Origin of the sequence: Kitasatospora sp. NPDC059462 (assembly GCF_042749955.1) — a bacterium.
Taxonomy (GTDB): domain Bacteria; phylum Actinomycetota; class Actinomycetes; order Streptomycetales; family Streptomycetaceae; genus Kitasatospora.
Genome location: NZ_JBHYUU010000166.1, coordinates 1 through 17950, shown reverse-complemented (window position 1 = coordinate 17950; position 17950 = coordinate 1). Strand labels below are relative to the sequence as shown.

At 75.3% G+C, this 17950-nt stretch carries 13 protein-coding genes and 1 pseudogene; 5 read left to right on the top strand and 9 right to left on the bottom strand.

The genetic code is table 11. The annotated features are described in order from the left end of the window. The 5 genes and pseudogenes from ACFXAM_RS30560 to ACFXAM_RS30540 all read right to left on the bottom strand — a co-directional run. Window positions 1-223 (bottom strand): annotated as a pseudogene (locus ACFXAM_RS30560) (hypothetical protein); the annotation flags it as partial. Next, window positions 216-947, bottom strand: coding sequence for a hypothetical protein (locus ACFXAM_RS30555; RefSeq protein ID WP_380296135.1), 732 nt, complete (start codon window positions 945-947; stop codon window positions 216-218). The gene ACFXAM_RS30555 and the pseudogene ACFXAM_RS30560, both read right to left, overlap by 8 nt. Window positions 948-958: 11 nt before the next feature. Beyond that, window positions 959-1483, bottom strand: a complete 525-nt coding sequence (locus ACFXAM_RS30550) for a phage tail protein (protein WP_350550005.1) — start codon at window positions 1481-1483, stop codon at window positions 959-961. A gap of 7 nt (window positions 1484-1490) precedes the next feature. Continuing rightward, complete coding sequence (locus tag ACFXAM_RS30545; protein ID WP_380296134.1) at window positions 1491-3338, bottom strand: phage tail sheath family protein; 1848 nt, start codon at window positions 3336-3338, stop codon at window positions 1491-1493. A 213-nt stretch (window positions 3339-3551) separates the two neighbouring features. Next, the gene (locus ACFXAM_RS30540) at window positions 3552-3836 is read right to left on the bottom strand and encodes a hypothetical protein (RefSeq protein ID WP_380296132.1); all 285 of its coding nucleotides are present in this window, start codon (window positions 3834-3836) and stop codon (window positions 3552-3554) included. 205 nt (window positions 3837-4041) lie between these two features. On the opposite strand from ACFXAM_RS30540, the gene ACFXAM_RS30535 reads away from it, so the two are divergent. Then, the gene (locus ACFXAM_RS30535; RefSeq protein ID WP_380296131.1) at window positions 4042-4326 is read left to right on the top strand and encodes a DUF6355 family natural product biosynthesis protein; all 285 of its coding nucleotides are present in this window, start codon (window positions 4042-4044) and stop codon (window positions 4324-4326) included. Between the two features lie 91 nt (window positions 4327-4417). On the opposite strand, the gene ACFXAM_RS30530 is transcribed toward ACFXAM_RS30535, so the two are convergent. Beyond that, window positions 4418-7321, bottom strand: coding sequence for an N-acetylmuramoyl-L-alanine amidase (locus ACFXAM_RS30530; protein ID WP_380296129.1), 2904 nt, complete (start codon window positions 7319-7321; stop codon window positions 4418-4420). A 425-nt stretch (window positions 7322-7746) separates the two neighbouring features. Here ACFXAM_RS30530 and ACFXAM_RS30525 point away from each other — a divergent pair, with 425 nt between their 5' ends. Further along, on the top strand, window positions 7747-9528 hold the full coding sequence (locus tag ACFXAM_RS30525) for a serine/threonine-protein kinase (RefSeq protein ID WP_380296128.1): 1782 nt from the start codon (window positions 7747-7749) through the stop codon (window positions 9526-9528). 123 nt (window positions 9529-9651) lie between these two features. Beyond that, window positions 9652-10428 (top strand): hypothetical protein, encoded by a 777-nt coding sequence (locus ACFXAM_RS30520; RefSeq protein WP_380296126.1) that lies wholly within the window; start codon window positions 9652-9654, stop codon window positions 10426-10428. Window positions 10429-10534: 106 nt separating this feature from the next. Here the strand turns inward: ACFXAM_RS30520 and ssuE are convergent, their stop codons facing one another. From ssuE to ACFXAM_RS30505, 3 genes are read right to left on the bottom strand one after another with little or no spacing between them, the layout of a single operon-like run. Further along, window positions 10535-11134, bottom strand: a complete 600-nt coding sequence (ssuE, locus tag ACFXAM_RS30515) for an NADPH-dependent FMN reductase (RefSeq protein WP_380296124.1) — start codon at window positions 11132-11134, stop codon at window positions 10535-10537. 53 nt (window positions 11135-11187) lie between these two features. Next, window positions 11188-11421, bottom strand: a complete 234-nt coding sequence (locus ACFXAM_RS30510) for a phosphopantetheine-binding protein (protein ID WP_380296122.1) — start codon at window positions 11419-11421, stop codon at window positions 11188-11190. Beyond that, window positions 11418-13322 (bottom strand): HAD-IIIC family phosphatase, encoded by a 1905-nt coding sequence (locus ACFXAM_RS30505; protein WP_380296121.1) that lies wholly within the window; start codon window positions 13320-13322, stop codon window positions 11418-11420. The genes ACFXAM_RS30510 and ACFXAM_RS30505 overlap by 4 nt, the downstream gene beginning before the upstream one ends. Before the next feature lie 197 nt (window positions 13323-13519). Here ACFXAM_RS30505 and ACFXAM_RS30500 point away from each other — a divergent pair, with 197 nt between their 5' ends. Continuing rightward, complete coding sequence (locus ACFXAM_RS30500) at window positions 13520-13786, top strand: DUF6059 family protein (RefSeq protein ID WP_380296119.1); 267 nt, start codon at window positions 13520-13522, stop codon at window positions 13784-13786. Between the two features lie 325 nt (window positions 13787-14111). Further along, a partial coding sequence (locus tag ACFXAM_RS30495) for a type I polyketide synthase (RefSeq protein ID WP_380296118.1) occupies window positions 14112-17950 on the top strand: 3839 nt, incomplete at its 3' end.

The window sequence follows — 17950 nt, the reverse complement described above, 5'->3', positions numbered from 1 at the left end:
GGGGCTCCCCGGGGGGGGCCGGCGGGCGCGGCTCCGCCGACGGCCGGGGGAGCGGTGCGGGCGCGGGCCGCCGCTCCGGTGCACCCGGCTCCTTGTCGACGGGCGGCGGCGTCGGCCCGAGCGGCTCGATCCGTTCGAAGGGCCCCGGCAGGCGCGGCCGCACCCGCACCCCGGCCCGGTCCGGGTCGCTCTTGGCCAGCAGGCGGTCGAAGTGGTCAGGCATCGGCACACAGCTCCAGGTAGTAGCGGCGCCGCAGCGGGCTGAGCGCCAGGACCTCCGGCTCGCTCCAGCCGTAGGCGGTGGCCAGCAGATGGACGTCGAGCAGGGTGGCCCGGGCCCAGTCGTCCAGCTCCTCCCAGAGATAGGAGGCGATGTCCAGCTCGGCGAGGGCCTGCCCGCCGCACCCGGGGCAGCCGAGGTTCAGCCGGATGTCCGCGCAGGGGTCGGCGGCGGCCGCGGCCTCGGCCATCCGCCGTTGCACCGGTTCGGGGAGCCGGCGGGCGGCCACCGGCTCCCCGTCGTGCTCGGCGGTCAGCACGCACCGTTGCAGCAGGACCGCCCTGGCCCGGCCGGCGGGGGCCTGTTCGGCGGCGGCGAGGTCGCCGGGGGTGGCCGGGCGGAAACCGACCCGCCAGCCGTCCAGCTCCACCCGCAGCGGCCCGGTCACCGGCCGTGCGGCACCGGCCACCTGCCCGGCGTCCAGCGTGAACTCCAGGTCCTCCGGGCAGCGCGGGCAGCCGGCCCGCATGGTGAGCCGCTCGCCGAACAGCGCGGTGCGCAGGCCGAACAGTTCGGCGTCCCGCTCGCCGAGCGGGACGGCCAGGAGCTCCTCCGGGCCGGCGCCGGGGCGCGCGACGGTGTGCAGCAACAGCGCCCGCCCGGTGCGACCGGCCGCCAGGCCGGCCTCCCAGGTGGCCAACAGGGCGGCCTGCCCGGCGAGTTCCACGGTGCCGCCGCTCAGGCCGGCTGCTGGAACGACGGTTCTTCGGGCTCGGGCGTCTCCTCGTCCCGCTCCCAGCCCTCCACCTCCAGCTTGAGGCTCTGGATCGCCACCGCGTTGGCGTTGGCGTCGAGTTCGCCGAGCACCTGGTACTCGCTCGGCCAGGCGCGGTACAGCTTGTGGGCGACCGCCACCTGGCCGGCCTCGTTGAGCACCTGGATCACCAGGTCCTTGCGGAAGTCCCGCAGCGACACCTCCGCCCCGCGGCCCGCGCCGACCATCCAGACCTTGTTGGCCCAGCGGTCGAACTCCGGGTCGTGGGTGACGCCGCGCTCCAGGGTGACGGCCTCGAAGTCGGTGCGCCCCGGGGACTTCCGCGGCGCGCTCGGATCGCCCCCGCTGCGGTGCTTCACCACCTCGGTGGTGCGCTTGAGCGGGCTGACCTTGCTGACCCCGGCGACCACCCGGCCGTCCCAGACGACCAGGAATTTGAAGTTCTTGTACGGATCGAACCGGTGCGGATTGACGGTGAACTCGACCATGGAGATCCTAAACCTCGAACTGTCCGGCGAGCTGCTCGATCTTGACGATCACGAATTCCGCGGGTTTCAGCGGCGCGAATCCGACCACGACGTTCACCACACCGCGATTGATGTCGTCCTGCGTGGTGGTGTCCTTGTCGCACTTGACGAAATAGGCCGAACGCGCGGAGGTGCCCTGGAACGCGCCCTGCTGGAACAGCGAGTGCAGGAACGCACCCACGTTCAGCCGGATCTGCGCCCGCAGCCGCTCGTCGTTGGGCTCGAACACGACCCACTTGGTGCCGCGGTAGAGGCTCTCCTCCAGCATCAGCGCGAGGCGCCGCACCGGCACGTACTTCCACTGCGAGCCCAGCACGTCGGCGCCGGCCATCGTCCGGGCGCCCCACACCACCGGGCCCACCACCGGGAACGTCCGCAGGCAGTTGACCGCGAGCGGGTTCAGCAGGCCGTTCTCCCGGTCCGTCAGCGGGACGGTCAGCGCGCGCACCCCGGGCAGCCCGGCCTCGGTGCCCGCCGGGGCCTTCCACACGCCCCGCTGCCCGTCGGTGCGCGCCATCACCCCGGCGACGGTGCCCGAGGGCGGGAAGGCCCGCAGCCGCCCGGTGAGCGGGTCGACCAGCTCCAGGTGCGGGAAGTACAGCGCCGCGTGGTCGCTGCGCACCGAGTCGAAGGCGGACAGGCCCGCCCGGGCGGCGTCCAGCGTCGTCCACGCCTGCGGCGAGTCGACGATCAGGAACATCCGCTTCTCCGCGCAGAGCGCCTGGGCGGCCGAGACGACCGTGACGGCCTCGTCGAGGTCGGCGTAGCCGGCCAGTTCCGGCAGCACCAGCAGATTGACGTCCTGCACGTCGCGCAGGGCCTGGATGCCGGTCTTGCCCGCCTCGCTGCCGATCAGGTCGGTCAGGCCGGGGGCGCCGCCGTCCCGCCCGCCGGTGAGGGCGTGCACCGGCGGGCTGACCGAGCCTTCGAGGCCGAGGTTGTTGGCGGCCTCGCCGAGGAAGCGCACCACGTCGGCCGGGTCGGTGGAGCCCGCGACGACCTGCAGCTGCCGGCCGAACACGCTGACCCGGGTGCCCGCGAAGGCCCGCCGGCCCGGCGCGTCCGGCAGGGCGCGCAGCTTGCGCTCCAGCAGCAGGGCGAGTTCGGCGATGCCGGCCGGTGGGGCGCCGTCCACGGCCGGGTCGTGGATCCTGAGAGTCCGCGCGACGTCGCCGATCTTGACCTGGACCTCGTGGGTGAGGTCCGGCAGCGCGACCGGGAACGGCTTGGAGACGGTGCCCACCGGGTCCGGCCGGCTCTCCGCCAGGACCCTCACCCGGACCACCGCCGAGCCGCCGTTGACCGCCGACTCGGCGAACCGGGGGTCGGCGGCCCGCACCGAGAGGTCCGTGAAGGACTCCCGGACGGCGCCGGAGGTGTCGGAGACCTGGAGGTTGAAGGTCTCGGCCGGGGTCGGCGTCCGGTAGTCGACGGCGACCCGCAGCGCCGCGCCCCAGAGCCCCGGTTCGACCGCGGTGACCTCCAGGACCGGGGTGGCGGCGGAGGTCTGGGTCGAGCCGAGCGTGACGCCGGCGGCGGCGCCGGTGCCGGCCGCGGCGACCCGGACGACGACCGCGACCGAGCCCCCGTTGAGGAAGAACTGCTGGACGGCGTAGCTGACCGGGCTGTCGCTCGCGAGCCCGCCGAAACGGCGTTCGAAATCCGCGAAACCGGTGATCGTGACGGGCTGGTCGAGCGGTCCGCGCCGGGTGGCCCCGACGAAGGCGGTCACCGACGTGCTGACCGCGGTGACGGTGCGGACGCCACTGGGAAGCTCTTCGATGTAGACGCCCGGGTAGGTCGGTGTCGTCGGCAATTCCCCCTCCGTTCACTTCGTGCATCAAGGGTCCGGGGAAATGGCGGCCCGTGAGATCCTGATGCAGGGATCGGCAGGCTCAGTTTGATATTCCGGTGACGACCCGTCAAGGGCTTTATTGAAAAGGATAATTGTCATACTGCACGCGGTATTCGGGGTTGCGGATCAGGTCGCTCCGCAACCCCTTGTCGGTGCGCGGTGCCGGATTCCGGGTCAGCCGCCTTCGGGGACGTTCAGGTCCTCGAACCGGGCCGGCGCGGGCGCCGGGGACGGGTACGCGGGCGGCCGGGCGGCCCCCAGGAACCACCCCCAGGCCGCGCCGAACCGGTGCTCCAGGAACCGGAACGCCGCGTAGTAGGCCGTGCCGAAGCCGGTGACCAGCGCGGCGGTGAGGGAGGCGTTGTCGAGGTCGACGCCGAGCCGCGCGGCCTGCACCGCGAGGAACGCGACGACGTACGGGACGCACGTGCGCCACAGGGAGAGGGAGAGTTGGTACATCGGTCCTCCTCTGCCGACGGTTCTGCCGTCGCGGTGCTGCCCGCCGCACCCGCCGCCCACACGCCCTCCGCCCGCACGAGCCCCGGCGCACGGAATCGGGCTCCCGATCGCGCCCCGCGCCGCACGCCCCCGGCCCGCCCTCCGCGCAGTGCGCGCAAGGGTCGGTCGTAGAGGAAATATAGGGCCAGGGCGCACCCTGACGGGCATGTCCATCTCGAAGAACTCCCTCAGGGCGGGCCTTGCCGCGATCGTGACCGGGGCCGCGCTCCTGGTCCCGGCGGCCTCCGCCGGGGCAGTGGTAACGGATCCTCCCTGCGGTCAGTACACCAGCGGGGAATACAAGTACTACCGGAACTGCGAGGACCACGCCATCACGGTCGAGGCGTTGTACTTCGACGGCTGGCACGCGACAAGGTGCGTTCAGCCGGGCCAGTCGGCGCTGTTCGCGTCGGACGCGTGGATCATCTACAAGACCGAGGACCACTGCTGAACCGCGACCCGGCCGGCCCGGACGCGTAGAACGCCGCTGCCCCCGACGGAGGCCCGTCGGGGGCAGCGGCGCGTCCGGGGACGGGGACCGGTCAGGCGCCGGCCACCGCCACGGTGGTGGCCGGGTCGATCGGACCGGCCGCACCCGGGGCCTGGGTGTCCATCCAGGTCGACCAGCGGCCGAGGGCGTAGTCGCCGTTGGCGCAGACGACCTGGCCGTTGTAGACGCCGAACAGCCGGAGGTTGGTGCCGGTGAAGGTGACCGCGAGCTTGCTCAGCGGGGCGGTCTGCCCGGTGACGGCGGAGACGTCGCCCCAGCCGTTCCACCGGCCGGCCGCGTAGTCGGCGGTGGCCTGCTTGACCTTGCCGTCGACGAGGGCCAGCACGTGCTGCTGCGAGCCGACGGCGACGGTGGCCAGGCCGGTGATCGTCCCGCTCAGCGGGCCGACCGCGCCGGTGACGTCGCCGAAGCCCCAGACGCCCCGGTTGTAGTCGGCGTCGGCGATGTAGACGTGGCCGTCGGTGCCGACGCCGTTGATGTACATCACGTTGCCGCTCGCGGTCGCCGCGATCCGGTTCAGCGCGCCGGACGGCAGGCCGAGCACCCCGGAGATGTCGCCCCACGGGTACCAGCGGCCCGCCGAGTAGTCGGCGGCGGCCTCCAGCAGACGGCCGCCGGAGACGACGACCACGTGCATCTTCGTCCCGGTGGCCGCGACCGCGACCTCGGTCACGGGGGACGACAGCGGACCGGCCGCACCGGTGACCTGGAGGTCGTACCAGGGCGTCCACACGCCGGTGTAGAGGTTGCGGTCGGCGGTGTAGACGTGCCCGTTGGCGACCGTCACCGCGTGCAGCTGGCTGCCCATGTACAGCACGCCGAAGCTCTGGTTCGGGTCCGCCGGGCCGGGGACGGTCGGCATCGCGTGGTACTTCTCCCACGCACCGCGGGTGAAGTTGGCACCGGCGTTCACCGGGCCGCTGCTGGTCTGCGCCAGCAACTGCACCCGCTCGCCGCTGGCCAGCACGTCGGTCTTGGCCGGCACGAGGTCGACGTCGTCGGCCGAGACGAAGGCGAGCCGGTGGTTGTACCGGATCGGGTAGTACGTGACGCCGCCGGTGACCCAGCTGCGGTCGTACGGCGCGCTGCCGTCGACGGTCGGGGCGTAGTAGAAGGCGCCCGCCACCGGCGTCGTGGAGGCCGGGACGTAGAGCTGGCCGGCGGGCAGGGTGTAGTCCAGGGCGACGATGTTCGGGCTCGGCGCCGGGACGTGGAACGCCGCGTAGGCGTTGTACTCCGGGTAGGAGCGGCCGTACACCGCGACGCTGCTGAGGCCGGCCTTCGGGGTCAGCGCGTACTGGCCCGGGCGGTTGTCGGCGGCGGCCATGGTGCCGTCGTTCCAGAACCAGGCCTTGCGGCCGTTGTACCAGATGGCGATCCACTGGCCCTGGATCTCGGCGACCACGTAGCTGCCGCCGGCCACCGCCTTGTCGGACCAGTCCGAGGCGTTCTGGGTGCCGTTGCCGATCAGCGGGCCGCCGGGCGAGCTGTACAGGTAGACGAAGTTCGCCGGCTGGGACGCGACGTTGTTGATCGTCGGCCGGTAGGCGTTGGAGAACGGCGGGTTGACGGTGATCCGGCCGCCGACCGCGTAGCCCTGGTCCGGCGTGACGTGCCCGCCGACCAGGTCCATGTAGTGGTTCCAGTCCCAGAACGTGCCCGGGTCCCAGTGCATGCCGTTGACGGAGCTCTGGATCGGCCCCGGGACCTCGTCGTGGCCGATGATGTGCTCGCGGTCCAGCGGGACCCCGAACCGGTCGGCCAGGTAGCGGGTGAGCGTCGCCGAGGACTGGTACAGCTGCTCCGAGTACCAGGCGGCGCCGCTCAGCGCGTAGCCCTCGTGCTCGATGCCGACGCTGTTCATGTTGAAGGTCTTGTTGCCGGCGTGCCAGGCGATGTCCTTGTTCGCCACCATCTGGGTGACGTGGCCGTCGCTGGACCGCAGCAGGTAGTGCGCGCTCGCCAGGGTGGCCGGGTTCTGGAAGGTGGCCAGCGAGCCCGCGTAGCCGCCCTCGGTGTCGTGGATGACGATGTAGTCGATGTCCACGCCGGAGCGGTTGGCGATGGAGTAGTTGCCGAAGTCGTTGACGTCGGCGCTGTTCTTCGCGTAGGCGGCCGGCCGGAAGTCGCAGCCCAGCGTGGCCGGGCACTCGATCGGGTCGGCGGCCGCGATCGAGGGCGCGGCGGGCGCTGCGGCGGGCGCTGCGGCGAGCGCGGTGTCCCGCGATCCGGGCTGCCGCTCGACCCCGCGCGCCACCCCGCGGTCGACCGCCGGGCTGTGCGCGGCGGCGGCCGGGTCGGCGGTGAGCGTCACCCGCTGGCCCTCGGAGGTGGTCCGGACCGCGCCGACCTTGAGGGTGCCGAACACCCGGTCCGCGAACTCCTGGCCCTCGGCCGAGCCCTGACCCGGCGCCCCGCCGTTGCTGAAGCGGACCACCGCGTCGTACCAGGCGGCCGGGTCGGCGGACTGCGGCTTCTTCGCCCCGCGCTGCTGTTCGGCGAGGAGCGCCGCGCCGCCGCGGATGCTCTGCAGGGTGTTCTCGCGCAGTTCCGCCTCGGGCCGCCCGATCAGCTTGGCCGCGGCCTCCAGGGTGTGCAGCGCGGGGCTGTCGGCGGGGGGCGCCGGGACGGGGGCCGCCGCCCGGCGCGCGGCCGGGGCGTCGCCGTCACCGCGCAGGTCGACCTCCGGCTGGGCGGCGGCCTGGGCCGCCGCGACCGCCGCCAGGTCGACCTGGGTGAGGCCCATGACGTTGTAGTTGCCGGTGGTGCTCGGGAGGCCCTGGTGCGACTCCCAGCGGGTCTGCTGGTAGGAGACCGCGAGCAGGACGCTCTCGGGGACCTTGAACTCCTTGGCCGCGGCGGCGAACTGGGCCTGCAGCCCGGCAACCGGTGCGGCCGGCGCCGCGACGGCCACCGTGCCACTGCTCGCGGCCATGCCGAACGCTGCCGCCGAGGCCGCCACGGCCACGGCCGTGCGCAGCGGCGAGCGTGGCCGCCGTATACGGGAGGGATGAGTCAACGGTCGGTACCGACCTTCCTGTTCGACCGGATTGGATCGACGGCGAACGTACCAGCGGTGGCGGACAGGAACGTACTCGGGGCGGGCAGCGTAGCACCGGCGACGACGCCGCGGCGGGCGGCTCGGCGGCGAGCCGGCGACGCCCCGGGAAAATCGCGGGGAAGGGCCTGTGGGGAGCGCGGGCTGACGGGGGGTCGGCAGCGCGGGGGTGCGAGCCTATGATCATCTGACGGCCGTTCTGCGACCGTGATCTTGTCCCCAGGGCGGTCCCGGACCGCCGGCGTCGGGTGGGACGCGTGAGGCGGGGACGGCCGCGACGGTCGTCGAGGGGAGGATGGGCGATGGAACCGCTGGCGGCGGACGATCCGCGGCAGGTGGGCGAGTACCGCCTGCTGCGGCAGCTCGGAGCGGGTGGAATGGGCCGGGTCTACCTCGGCCGGAGTCCCGGCGGGCGGACCGTCGCCGTCAAGGTGGTCCGTCGCGACCTGGCCGGGGACGCCGAGTTCCGGGCCCGGTTCCGGCACGAGGTGGCGGCCGCCCGGCGGGTCGGCGGCACCTGGACCCCGCCGGTCCTCGACGCGGACACCGAGGGCGGGCAGCCCTGGGTGGCCACCGGCTACGTCGCCGGGCCCGCGCTCACCACCGCCGTCCGGGACTTCGGGCCGCTGCCGGAGCCCGCCGTCCGCACCCTCGGCGTCGGCCTCGCCGGGGCGCTCGCCCATGTGCACGGCCTCGGGCTGGTGCACCGGGACGTCAAGCCGTCGAACGTGCTGCTGACCCTGGACGGGCCGCGGCTGATCGACTTCGGCATCGCCCGAGCCCTGGACGCCACCTCCGCGCTCACCCGCTCCGGCCAGGTGTTCGGCTCGCCGGGCTTCATGTCGCCCGAGCAGGCGAACGGACTGCCCGCCGGGCCGGCCGGTGACGTCTTCTCGCTCGGCGCGGTGCTCGCGTACGCGGCGACCGGCACGATGCCCTTCGGCTCCGGGGTGAGCGCGCCGGTCCTGCTCTACCGGGTGCTGCACGAGGAGCCCGACCTCGCCGGGCTGGCCGGCCCGCTGTACCCCCTGGTCCGTGACTGCCTGGCCAAGGACCCGGCCGCCCGCCCGACGCCCGCGCTGCTGCGGGAACGGCTGGACCCCGACGGCGCGGCCGCCGCCCGGCTCGGCCACGGCGACTGGCTGCCTCCGGCGCTGGCGGCGGCGGTCGGGCGCAGCGCCGTGCAGCTGCTGGACCTGGAGGGGGAGCGGACGGCCCCGGCGGGACCGGACACCGGGAACAGGACGCTCGCCGGGGTGCCGGAAGCCGTCCCGGGCGGCGGCGCCCCCGTGCTCCCGGCCGCGCCGCCCGGCTTCGGACCGCCGGCCGCGCCGGGCTTCGGCCCGCCGGCCGGGGGCCCCACCGGTCCGGCCGGAGCGTACCCGGCGCCGCCGTACCCGCCGGCCACGCATCCGTCGGCCACGTACCCGTCGGCGTCGTACCCGTCGACGCCCCACTCCGCGCCGTTCCCGGCGCCGCCGGGCCAGGCCACCGCAACGGGCCACGGGCCGCACTCCGCGCCGCGCCGTCGGCGCGGCTACGGCGTGGCGGCCGCGGTGCTGGCCGTCGCCCTGCTGCTGGGCGGCGGGTACCTGCTGATCGAGCGGCTGGGGGACGACGGCGGGAGGACCGCCGCGGCCGGGGAACGGACGACGCCCGCCGCCCCGCCCGCCCCCGCCGCGACGAGCCCCGAGCCGGCGGAGTCCCCGGCGGACCAGCCGGGGCAGGGCGCCGTCCCCGCGAAGTTCCTCGGGACATGGGTGGGTCAGCGCACGGCGGAGGACGGGGCGGTCACCACCGTCACCCTCAAGATCGTCCAGTCGGCGAGGAGCGAGGAGAAGAGCACCATCCGCGCCGAGACACCGAAGACCGGCATCTGGTGCGAAGGCGCGTGGACGCTCAGCGAGGCCGGCGACAGCCGGCTCACCTACGCCTCCCGGACGACCGACTCCTCGCCCGGCGCGGCGTGCATCACCGACCGGTCGGTCTACCGCCAGGTCACGATGCAGCCGGACGGCACGCTGCACTACAGCACGGACCTGCTCAACGCGAACCAGTACGTGGTGCTGCAGAAGCTGGGCTGAGGCACGCCCGGGTCGCACGCGCTTCCCGGAACCGCCGGCTCCGTCGGCCCGTCATCTCCACGGGGGCCGTCACCGACGCACCGCCTCCGCCACGCGCACCACCGTCCGAGTCCGAGGAGATCCATGGCCGACACCGTCAACTCGCTGGTCGCCCGTCTTCACGACGTGGTGGTGGGGATCCTGACCGGGGGACCGTCCGCCGCGGCGGCCGGGACCGGGAGCCTCCACGACGTCGTCGCGCGGGCCGCGGCGCTCGGCCCCGACGGCGCCTGGCTCGCCGCCTCCGGCCACGCCGGCCTCGCGGGGGTGGCCTGCGCGCAGGGGCGGGCGGACGAGGTCGTCCACCACCTCGACGCCGCGGTGTCGTACGGCTTCAACGACTGCGTGGCGCTCCACGCGGCCCCGCTGCTCCCGCTGCACCACGACCCCCGCTTCCGGGCCCTGTACGGGCGGATGCGCATCACCGAGGCCGACCTCGACGAGGTGTACTGGGCGCACCGGGAGATGCGGATCATGATGAGTGACGCCCAGCGCGCGAGCATCGACAACATCAGCCGCTACGACACCGGCGTCTCCCTGCTCCCGCAGGCCCCGATGCCGACCCGTGAACCGCACACCCCCGGCGTCCTGATCACCCGGCTCGACCTCGCGGTGACCCAGGACGCGCTGCAACGGACCGCCGTGCAGGCCGACTTCCGGCGCAGCGCCGGCAACACCAGCCTCAGCCTCATCGACGACACCTGGGACTACGGCCGGGCCAGGCGCGACGCCTGGCACGCCGACGAACTGGACCACCACCGGCTGCGGGCCTCCGAGGCGCGGGCCTTCGTCGAGCGCCCCGGCGCCGGAGCGACGCTCCTGCCCTGCCCGCCGCTGGGGTCGATCCGCTACCCGGCCTGACGGACGACGGCCGCGCCGGCCGCGCCCGCAGGCCGCCGAACGCCCCGCCTCCGGGTCGCCGGTGGCGGCCCGGAGGCGGGGGCCCGCAGGCCGGCGGATCGGCGGGTCAGCGGGCGGCCGTGGCGACCGCCGCCGGGTGCGGGACACCGGGCGCGCCGAGCAACTCGCCCTCGGGGGCGGCCGGCAGGGCGTCGGCGAAGCGGCCGACGACCTCGTCGAGGGCGGTGGCGGCGGCGGGGGCGAGGTCGACGGCGCCGTCCGGGGTGGTGAGGATGTGACTGTCGAGGACGAACCAGCCCTGGGTGACGTGTGCGGCCCCCATGGCGCTGAGGACCGGCCGCAGGGCGTAGTCCACGGCCAGGACGTGCGCCGGGGAGCCTCCGGTGGCCAGCGGCAGCACCGTCCGGCCCGCCAGCGCGTACTGCGGCAGCAGGTCCAGCAGGCACTTCAACAGGCCCGAGTAGGCCGCCTTGTAGACGGGCGTGCCCACCACGACGCCGTCGACCCGCTGCAGCAGGTCGGCGACCTCGGTGACGGCGGGGTGGGTGACGTCCGAGCCGGTGAGCACCTCGGCGGGCAGCCGGCGGACCTCCAGGGCGGTCACCTGGTGGCCCCGGGCTTCGAGGCGGTGGGCCGCCGCGCCGAGCAGGCGGGTGGTGCGGGAGGTGGCGGACGGGCTGCCGGAGAGGGTGAGGATGCGGGCCATGGGAACCTCGATCAGGGTGGTGCGGCGGGTGGGTTGGGCGTCGTGCGGGGGTGTCAGACCGTGACGATCCGGTGGATGTCGGCGAGCGTGCGGGCCTGGAGCAGGTCGGGGAGCGAGAGCCGGCGGCCGCTGCTCCGCTCCAGGGTGGTGAGCAGGACCAGCAGGTGGAGCGAGTCCCAGCCGGGGAGGTCGTCGAAGTCCACCTCGGCGTACTCGGGGCCGAGCGGGAGGCCCAGTTCGGTGCCGGCCACGGAGATCAGCTCGGCCAGGCCGTCGGAGTCGCTCATGCGGGGGTTCCTTCCAGGAGGCCGGCCAGTTCGGCGTCGAGCCGCAGGTGGCCGGGCGGGGTCAGTTCGGTGCCGAGGTCGTGGCGGAAGGCGAGGGCGCCGTCCGGTGGCGCGGTTCCGTCGGCGGGGGCGAAGCCGTACCGGGGGAGGAGGTCCTTGACCGTCCCGTTGCGCGGGCTCGGCCGGTAGTGGCCGGTGACCTCGCGCAGGCCGGTCCCGGCGGCCAGGCCGAGGACGGCGGAGAGCACCGCCTGTTCGATGCCGCGGGAGAACACCCGGCAGCTGAGCAGGAAGTTGTCGATCCGCAGGGTCTCGCCCTCGCGGGCCAGGAAGACCGCGCCGACCAGGCCGTTGTCGCCGAACCGGTCGGCAGAGCGCACGGTGAGCACCCCGGAGCCCTCGGCGCCGGCGAAGGCGGCCACCTCGGCGGGCTGCAGCCGTCGGGTGGTCAGGTTGAACTGGTTCGTGCGCAGTGTCAGTTGGGACACCCGGGGGAGCTCGTCGGCGGACAGCGGGCGCAGCCGGACCCGCACCTCCAGCTCGTCGAGGTAGTCGGCGAGCGAGTCGAAGCCCTGGAGGAAGTCGCTGCGGGCGGCCTCGCCCCGGTAGAGCTCGGTGCGCGCCCGGTCCTCGCCGGTCAGCCTGCGCACGTCGAACCAGCCGTCGGCCAGCAGCCGTTCGAGGTGGAGGGCCGGCTCCTCGTCCACCGCGACCACCGCGACCTCGGGCAACTCGCGGCGGATCAGGCCGCGTTCGTAGGGCGAGTCGTCCACGAAGACGAAGCCGGAGGTGCCGAGGTTGAGCGCCTCGGCGAGGCCGGTGATCCCGTCCGGCTTGGGGCGCCAGTCGGCCGTCACCCGGACGAAGTCCTCCTCCCGCAGCGTCATGTCGGGGTGGTCGCGCAGCACCGACAGGACCGGCTCGCGGTCGTTCTTGCTGGCGGCGGCCAGCAGGACGCCCTGGGAGCCCAGTTGCTTGACCGCCCGCTGGAAGGCGCGGAACGCCTCGCCGCGCGGGGTGCCGGCCGCCTCGATGCCCTCCGGGCCGTCGTCGCCGAGGATCCCGCCCCACACCGTCTGGTCCAGGTCCAGGACGAGCACCTTGCGGGTCAGCCCGGCCAGATGGCGGGCCAGGTGCCCGGCCTCGCGGGCGTAGGCGGCGAGCAACTGGTCGGAGAGGTGGGCCTTGGCGTAGACGTCGAGCCGGGGGTCGGCGGCGGGGACGCCCTCGGCGAGCAGCGGGTCGAGGTCGATGACCACCACGGACGCGTTCTCCTCGCCCAGGCGCAGCAGCCGGGCGTTGGCCTCCCGCCAGATCGCGCCGAGCCGGGCCCGGGACTGGTGGTCGACCAGCTGGTGGGTCCAGCGGCGGGGGAGCGGAAGGGTGTTGAGGACCAGCACCCCGCGGGCGGTGGCCGCGAAGCGCTCCGCCAGCCGGCCGATCAGCTCGACCTTCGCGTCGGCCACCCGGGCCACGTCCTCCGGCCGCCAGGGCAGCGGGACCTCGTCGAGGACCACGGCCGGGTCGAGCAGGCAGAGGACGAGGTCGGGGTCGGCGGCGTAGAGCGGGCTGCCGGGGTCGGACAGGTCGAACACCCAGCTGTCGAAGTTCCCCTGGTGCGGGCGCAGCAGCAGTCCGTGGCGTGCCAGTTCGCCGGTCAGCGGGGCGATCAGCGGGCCGACGGTGCCGTGGCCGAGGACGGCGACGGTGAGCGTGGCGGTGCCGGGGTGGGCGGCCAGCACCTCGTCCGGGTCGAGCCCGGCCAGGATCCGGCCGGCGTGCGCGGTCCCGGCGGCGTCGGCCTCGGCGAGCAGGGTGCGGACGGCGGGGTACTCGGCGGCGAGGCGGCCCTGCCGACGGAGGTCCAGCAGGGCGCGGGCCGGGTCGGCGGTCGTTTCCATCAAGGCTCTCCGATCGGTGCTCCCGGGCGCGGGCGGCGGTGGGCGGGGCTGCCGGGCCATCGTGGCCCGAGGGGCTGAACCGGGTCTGAACCCCGGCGGGGCGCCGCCGGGGTTCAGACCCGGTTGAGCGGCGGTTTCGCGCCGTCCTGGAGGGTGGGTGGCTCACTGTGACCCCGAGAACCCCGGGAGGTACCGAGGTGGAAGCACCGCAACCGCCGGCATCGTCGCGGCGGACCGCCTGGCGCCGGGCCGCGGGCTGGGCGCTGCGTCACGTCCTGCTGCCGATGCGGTGGTTCGCCGCCGGCTGGGCGCCGATGCCGTGCACCGACGGCTCGGAGTGGGACCCTCCGGCGCCGTCGGTGCGCACCGGTCCGCCGGCCGGGCATCCCGAGCGGTCGATGGCCGGGGTGCCGCCCACGCCCGTCGAGCGGGAGCTGTGGGCACGGCTCGCCGAACCGATCTGAGCCCGGCGTTCGGAGCAGGCCGTCCGCGCAGGCCGTCCGCGCAGGCCCTCCGAGCAGGCCTTCCGTGCCCGTGTACCGGGCCGACGTTCAGGGGTGGTTTAGCCCTCCCGCTGAGCATGGCCGCACGAGCGGGCCGTCGTCCGCGCCCTCCCCGCGGCCGGCCGGCCGCCGCCCCGAGACACCGCGCCGCCCCGAGACACCGCGCCGCCCCGAGACACCGCGCCGCCCCCCGTACGCCGGGCCGCCCCCGTTCACCCGGCCGCCCCGACCCCCTTCCGGCCCCCGACACCCCGCCACCGCCTCGACGAGGAGCACGCAGCCCGCGATGACCGCCAAGCCCGAGACCTCCGCGACCGTCCCCGCCACCACCGCCGCCGCCACCGCTCCCGAGGTACCGCCCGGTGCCGTCGCCGTGGTCGGCCTGGCCTGCCGCCTGCCCGGCGCGCCCGACCCGGGGGCGTTCTGGGACCTGCTGCGCGAGGGCCGGGACGCCGTCGGCGAGCCACCCGCCGGCCGGTGGCCGTCGGACACCCCGGGCGTGCCGCGCGCGGGCGCCTTCCTGGAGCGGATCGACACCTTCGACGCGGCCTTCTTCGGGATCTCCCCGCGCGAGGCCGCCGCGATGGACCCGCAGCAGCGGCTGGTGCTGGAGCTGGGCTGGGAGGTGCTGGAGGACGCCGGGCGGCTGCCCGCGCGGCTGCGCGACAGCCGGACCGGTGTGTTCGTCGGCGCGTTCCTGGACGACTACGCGGCGCTGGTGCACCGGCGCGGCCCGGACGCGGTGGACCGGCACACCTTGACCGGCCTCAACCGGGGCATGATCGCCAACCGGCTCTCCTACCAGCTGGGCCTGCGCGGCCCGAGCCTGACCGTCGACACCGCGCAGTCCTCCTCCCTGGTCGCCGTCCACCTCGCCTGCGAGAGCCTGCGCAGCGGGGAGTCCGAACTCGCCCTGGCCCTCGGGGTCAACCTGATCGCCGCACCGGACAGCACGCTCGGCGCGGCCCGCTTCGGCGGCCTGTCCCGGCACGGGCGCAGCCGCCCGCTCGACGCGGCCGCCGACGGGTACGCGCGCGGCGAGGGCGGCGTCGCCGTGCTGCTGAAGCCGCTGGCCCGGGCACTGGCGGACGGCGACCCGGTGTACGGGGTGCTGCTCGGCAGCGCCACCGGCAACGACGGCGCCACCGAGGGCCTGACCGTCCCGGGCGTCGACGGCCAGGCCGAGGTGCTGGCGGCCGCCTACCGGCAGGCCGGGGTGGACCCGGCGGCCGTCCACTACGTCGAACTGCACGGCACCGGGACGGCGGTCGGCGACCCGGTGGAGGCCGCCGCCCTGGGCCGGGTGCTCGGTGCCGGCCGGGCCGAGGACGACCCGCTGCTGGTGGGCTCGGCCAAGAGCAACGTGGGCCATCTGGAAGGGGCGGCCGGCCTGGTCGGCCTGCTGAAGACGGTGCTCGCGCTGCACCACGGCGAGCTGCCGCCGACCCTGCACCACCGCACCCCCAACCCCGCCGTCGACCTGACGGCCCTGCGGCTGCGGGTCGCCACCGGGCGCACCCCGTGGCCCGGTGCCGCCGCGCAGGCCCGGCTGGCCGGGGTGAGCTCCTTCGGCATGGGCGGGACCGACGTCCATGTGGTGCTGAGGGACGCCCCGCCGGTGCCCGTGCCCACGGCGGACGAGGCTCCGCTGCCCGCCCCCGTGCCGCTGCCCGCCCCCGTGCTGCTGTCCGGCCGGGGCGGCCCGGCGCTGCGCGCACAGGCCGCCGCCCTGCGCGCGCACCTGGAGGCCCGGCCCGCGCTCGGTCCGGCCGCGCTCGCGGGTCCGCTCGCCACCGCCCGGACCGCCTTCGAGGACCGTGCCGTCGTGGTGGCCGAGGACCGCGCGGGGCTGGCCGCCGCGCTGGAGGCGCTCGCCGACGGCGCGGAGGCGCCCGGCGTGGTCACCGGTACCACCGGCACGGCGGGCGGCACCGCCTTCCTGTTCCCCGGCCAGGGCAGCCAGCGGCCCGGTGCCGGCCGTGAACTCCACGCCCGTTTCCCGGTGTTCGCGGCCGCCCTGGACGAGACCCTGGCCGCCCTGGACCAGCACCTCGACCGTCCGCTCGGCGGGCTGCTGTTCGCCGAGCCGGGCAGCGCCGAGGCCGGGCTGCTGGACCGCACCGAGTACACCCAGCCCGCGCTGTTCGCCCTCGGCACCGCGCTGCACGCCCTGCTGCGGTCCTGGGGCGTGGTCCCCGACGCCGTGGCCGGGCACTCCATCGGCGAGATCGCCGCCGCGCACGCCGCCGGGGTGCTGACCCTGGCCGACGCCGCCGCGCTGATCACCGCGCGGGGCCGGCTGATGGGCGAACTGCCCGAGGGCGGCGCGATGGTGGCGGTGGAGGCCGACGAGGCCGAGGTGCTCGCCCGGCTGTCCGGCCGGGAGGCGGAGGTGGGCATCGCCGCCGTCAACGGCCCGCGCGCCGTCGTGCTCTCCGGCACCGAACCGGCCGTGCTGGCCGTCGCCGGGGAACTCGCCGACCTCGGCCGGCGCACCCGCCGGCTGCGGGTCGGCCACGCCTTCCACTCGCCGCTGATGGCACCGGCCCTGGACCGCTTCCGCGAGGTCGCCGCCGGCCTGTCCTACGCACGGCCCCGGACACCGCTGGTCTCCACCCTCACCGGGCGGCCGGTCGAGGCGGACACCCTGGCCGACCCCGAGCACTGGGTGCGCCACGCCCGTGAGGCCGTCCGCTTCGCCGACGGGGTGCGCGCCCTGCACGGCCTCGGCGTGCGGACCCACCTCGAACTCGGCCCGGACGCGGTGCTCACCGCGCTCGTGCGGGACACGGCGGCGGCCGACGGCCTGGGCGGCGAGGTCGCCGGAGCGGCGCTGCTGCGCCGGGGACGGCCGGAGGCGGCGAGCCTGCTCGGCGCGGTCGGGCTGCTGCACGTGCGGGGCGGCGAGGTGGACTGGTCCGGCTGCTTCGGGCCGGGCACGACCGGTCCGGCGGCGGCCCGGGCGGTCGCGCTGCCGACGTACGCCTTCCAGCGGGAGCGGTACTGGCTGGCGGGTCCGGACGCCGTCGCCGAGGAGCCGGATCCGGTCGCCGGGCCCGTCCTCGCCGAGCCCGCCGCGACCGAGCCCGCCGCCGTCGAGCCCGCCGTCACCACCGGTGCGCCCGAGCGGCGGCGCCGGGACCGCGATCTGCTGGAACTCGTCCGGGCCCAGGCCGCCGTGGTGCTCGGTCACCCGACCCCGCACGGCCTGGACAGCCGGCGGACCTTCAAGGACCTCGGCCTGGACTCGCTGGGCGCCGTCGAACTGCGCGACCGCCTGGCCGCCGCCACCGGCCTCGACCTGCCCGCGTCCGCCGTCTACGACCACCCGACCCCGCAGGCCCTGGCCGAGCACCTGCGCGGTGAGGACCGCGACCCGTCCGTGGGGCGGGTGGTGGCGGTGGATGAGCCGGTGGCGATCGTGGGGATGGCGTGCCGGTATCCGGGTGGGGTGGGGTCGCCGGAGGAGTTGTGGCGGTTGGTGGTGGAGGGGCGGGATGCGATTTCGCCGTTCCCGTCGGATCGTGGGTGGGATCTGGAGGGGTTGTACCACCCGGATCCGGATCATCCGGGGACGTCGTACGCGCGGGAGGGCGGGTTCCTGCACGGTGCCGCCGGCTTCGATGCGGAGTTCTTCGGGATCTCGCCGCGTGAGGCGGCGGCGATGGATCCGCAGCAGCGGCTGGTGCTGGAGTCGTCGTGGGAGGCGTTGGAGTCGGCGGGGATCGATCCGGCGGGGCTGCGCGGCAGCCGCACCGGCGTCTACGTCGGAGCGACCGCCATGGAGTACGGCCCCCGGCTCTCCGAGGGGGGCGACGGTTCGGACGGCTTCGTGCTCACCGGCAGCACGACCAGCGTGATCTCCGGGCGGGTGGCCTACGCCCTGGGCCTGGAGGGTCCGGCGGTGACGGTGGACACGGCGTGCTCCTCCTCGCTGGTCGCGCTCCACCAGGCGGCCGCCGCGCTGCGCGGCGGGGACTGCGACCTGGCGATGGCCGGCGGCGTGACGGTCATGGCGAGCCCCGGCATGTTCGTGGAGTTCAGTCGGCAGCGGGGGTTGTCGGCGGACGGGCGGTGCAGGTCGTTCGCGGCGGGTGCGGACGGGACGGGGTGGAGTGAGGGTGT

What these genes read in the sequence shown, in the direction of transcription:
- ACFXAM_RS30550 (WP_350550005.1), bottom strand. Translation starts at nt 1,483, where the DNA reads ATGGTCGAGTTCACCGTCAATCCGCACCGGTTCGATCCGTACAAGAAC.
- ACFXAM_RS30540 (WP_380296132.1), bottom strand. Translation starts at nt 3,836, where the DNA reads ATGTACCAACTCTCCCTCTCCCTGTGGCGCACGTGCGTCCCGTACGTC.
- ACFXAM_RS30535 (WP_380296131.1), top strand. Translation starts at nt 4,042, where the DNA reads ATGTCCATCTCGAAGAACTCCCTCAGGGCGGGCCTTGCCGCGATCGTG.
- ACFXAM_RS30530 (WP_380296129.1), bottom strand. Translation starts at nt 7,321, where the DNA reads ATGGCCGCGAGCAGTGGCACGGTGGCCGTCGCGGCGCCGGCCGCACCG.
- ACFXAM_RS30525 (WP_380296128.1), top strand. Translation starts at nt 7,747, where the DNA reads ATGGAACCGCTGGCGGCGGACGATCCGCGGCAGGTGGGCGAGTACCGC.
- ACFXAM_RS30520 (WP_380296126.1), top strand. Translation starts at nt 9,652, where the DNA reads ATGGCCGACACCGTCAACTCGCTGGTCGCCCGTCTTCACGACGTGGTG.
- ssuE (WP_380296124.1), bottom strand. Translation starts at nt 11,134, where the DNA reads ATGGCCCGCATCCTCACCCTCTCCGGCAGCCCGTCCGCCACCTCCCGC.
- ACFXAM_RS30510 (WP_380296122.1), bottom strand. Translation starts at nt 11,421, where the DNA reads ATGAGCGACTCCGACGGCCTGGCCGAGCTGATCTCCGTGGCCGGCACC.
- ACFXAM_RS30505 (WP_380296121.1), bottom strand. Translation starts at nt 13,322, where the DNA reads ATGGAAACGACCGCCGACCCGGCCCGCGCCCTGCTGGACCTCCGTCGG.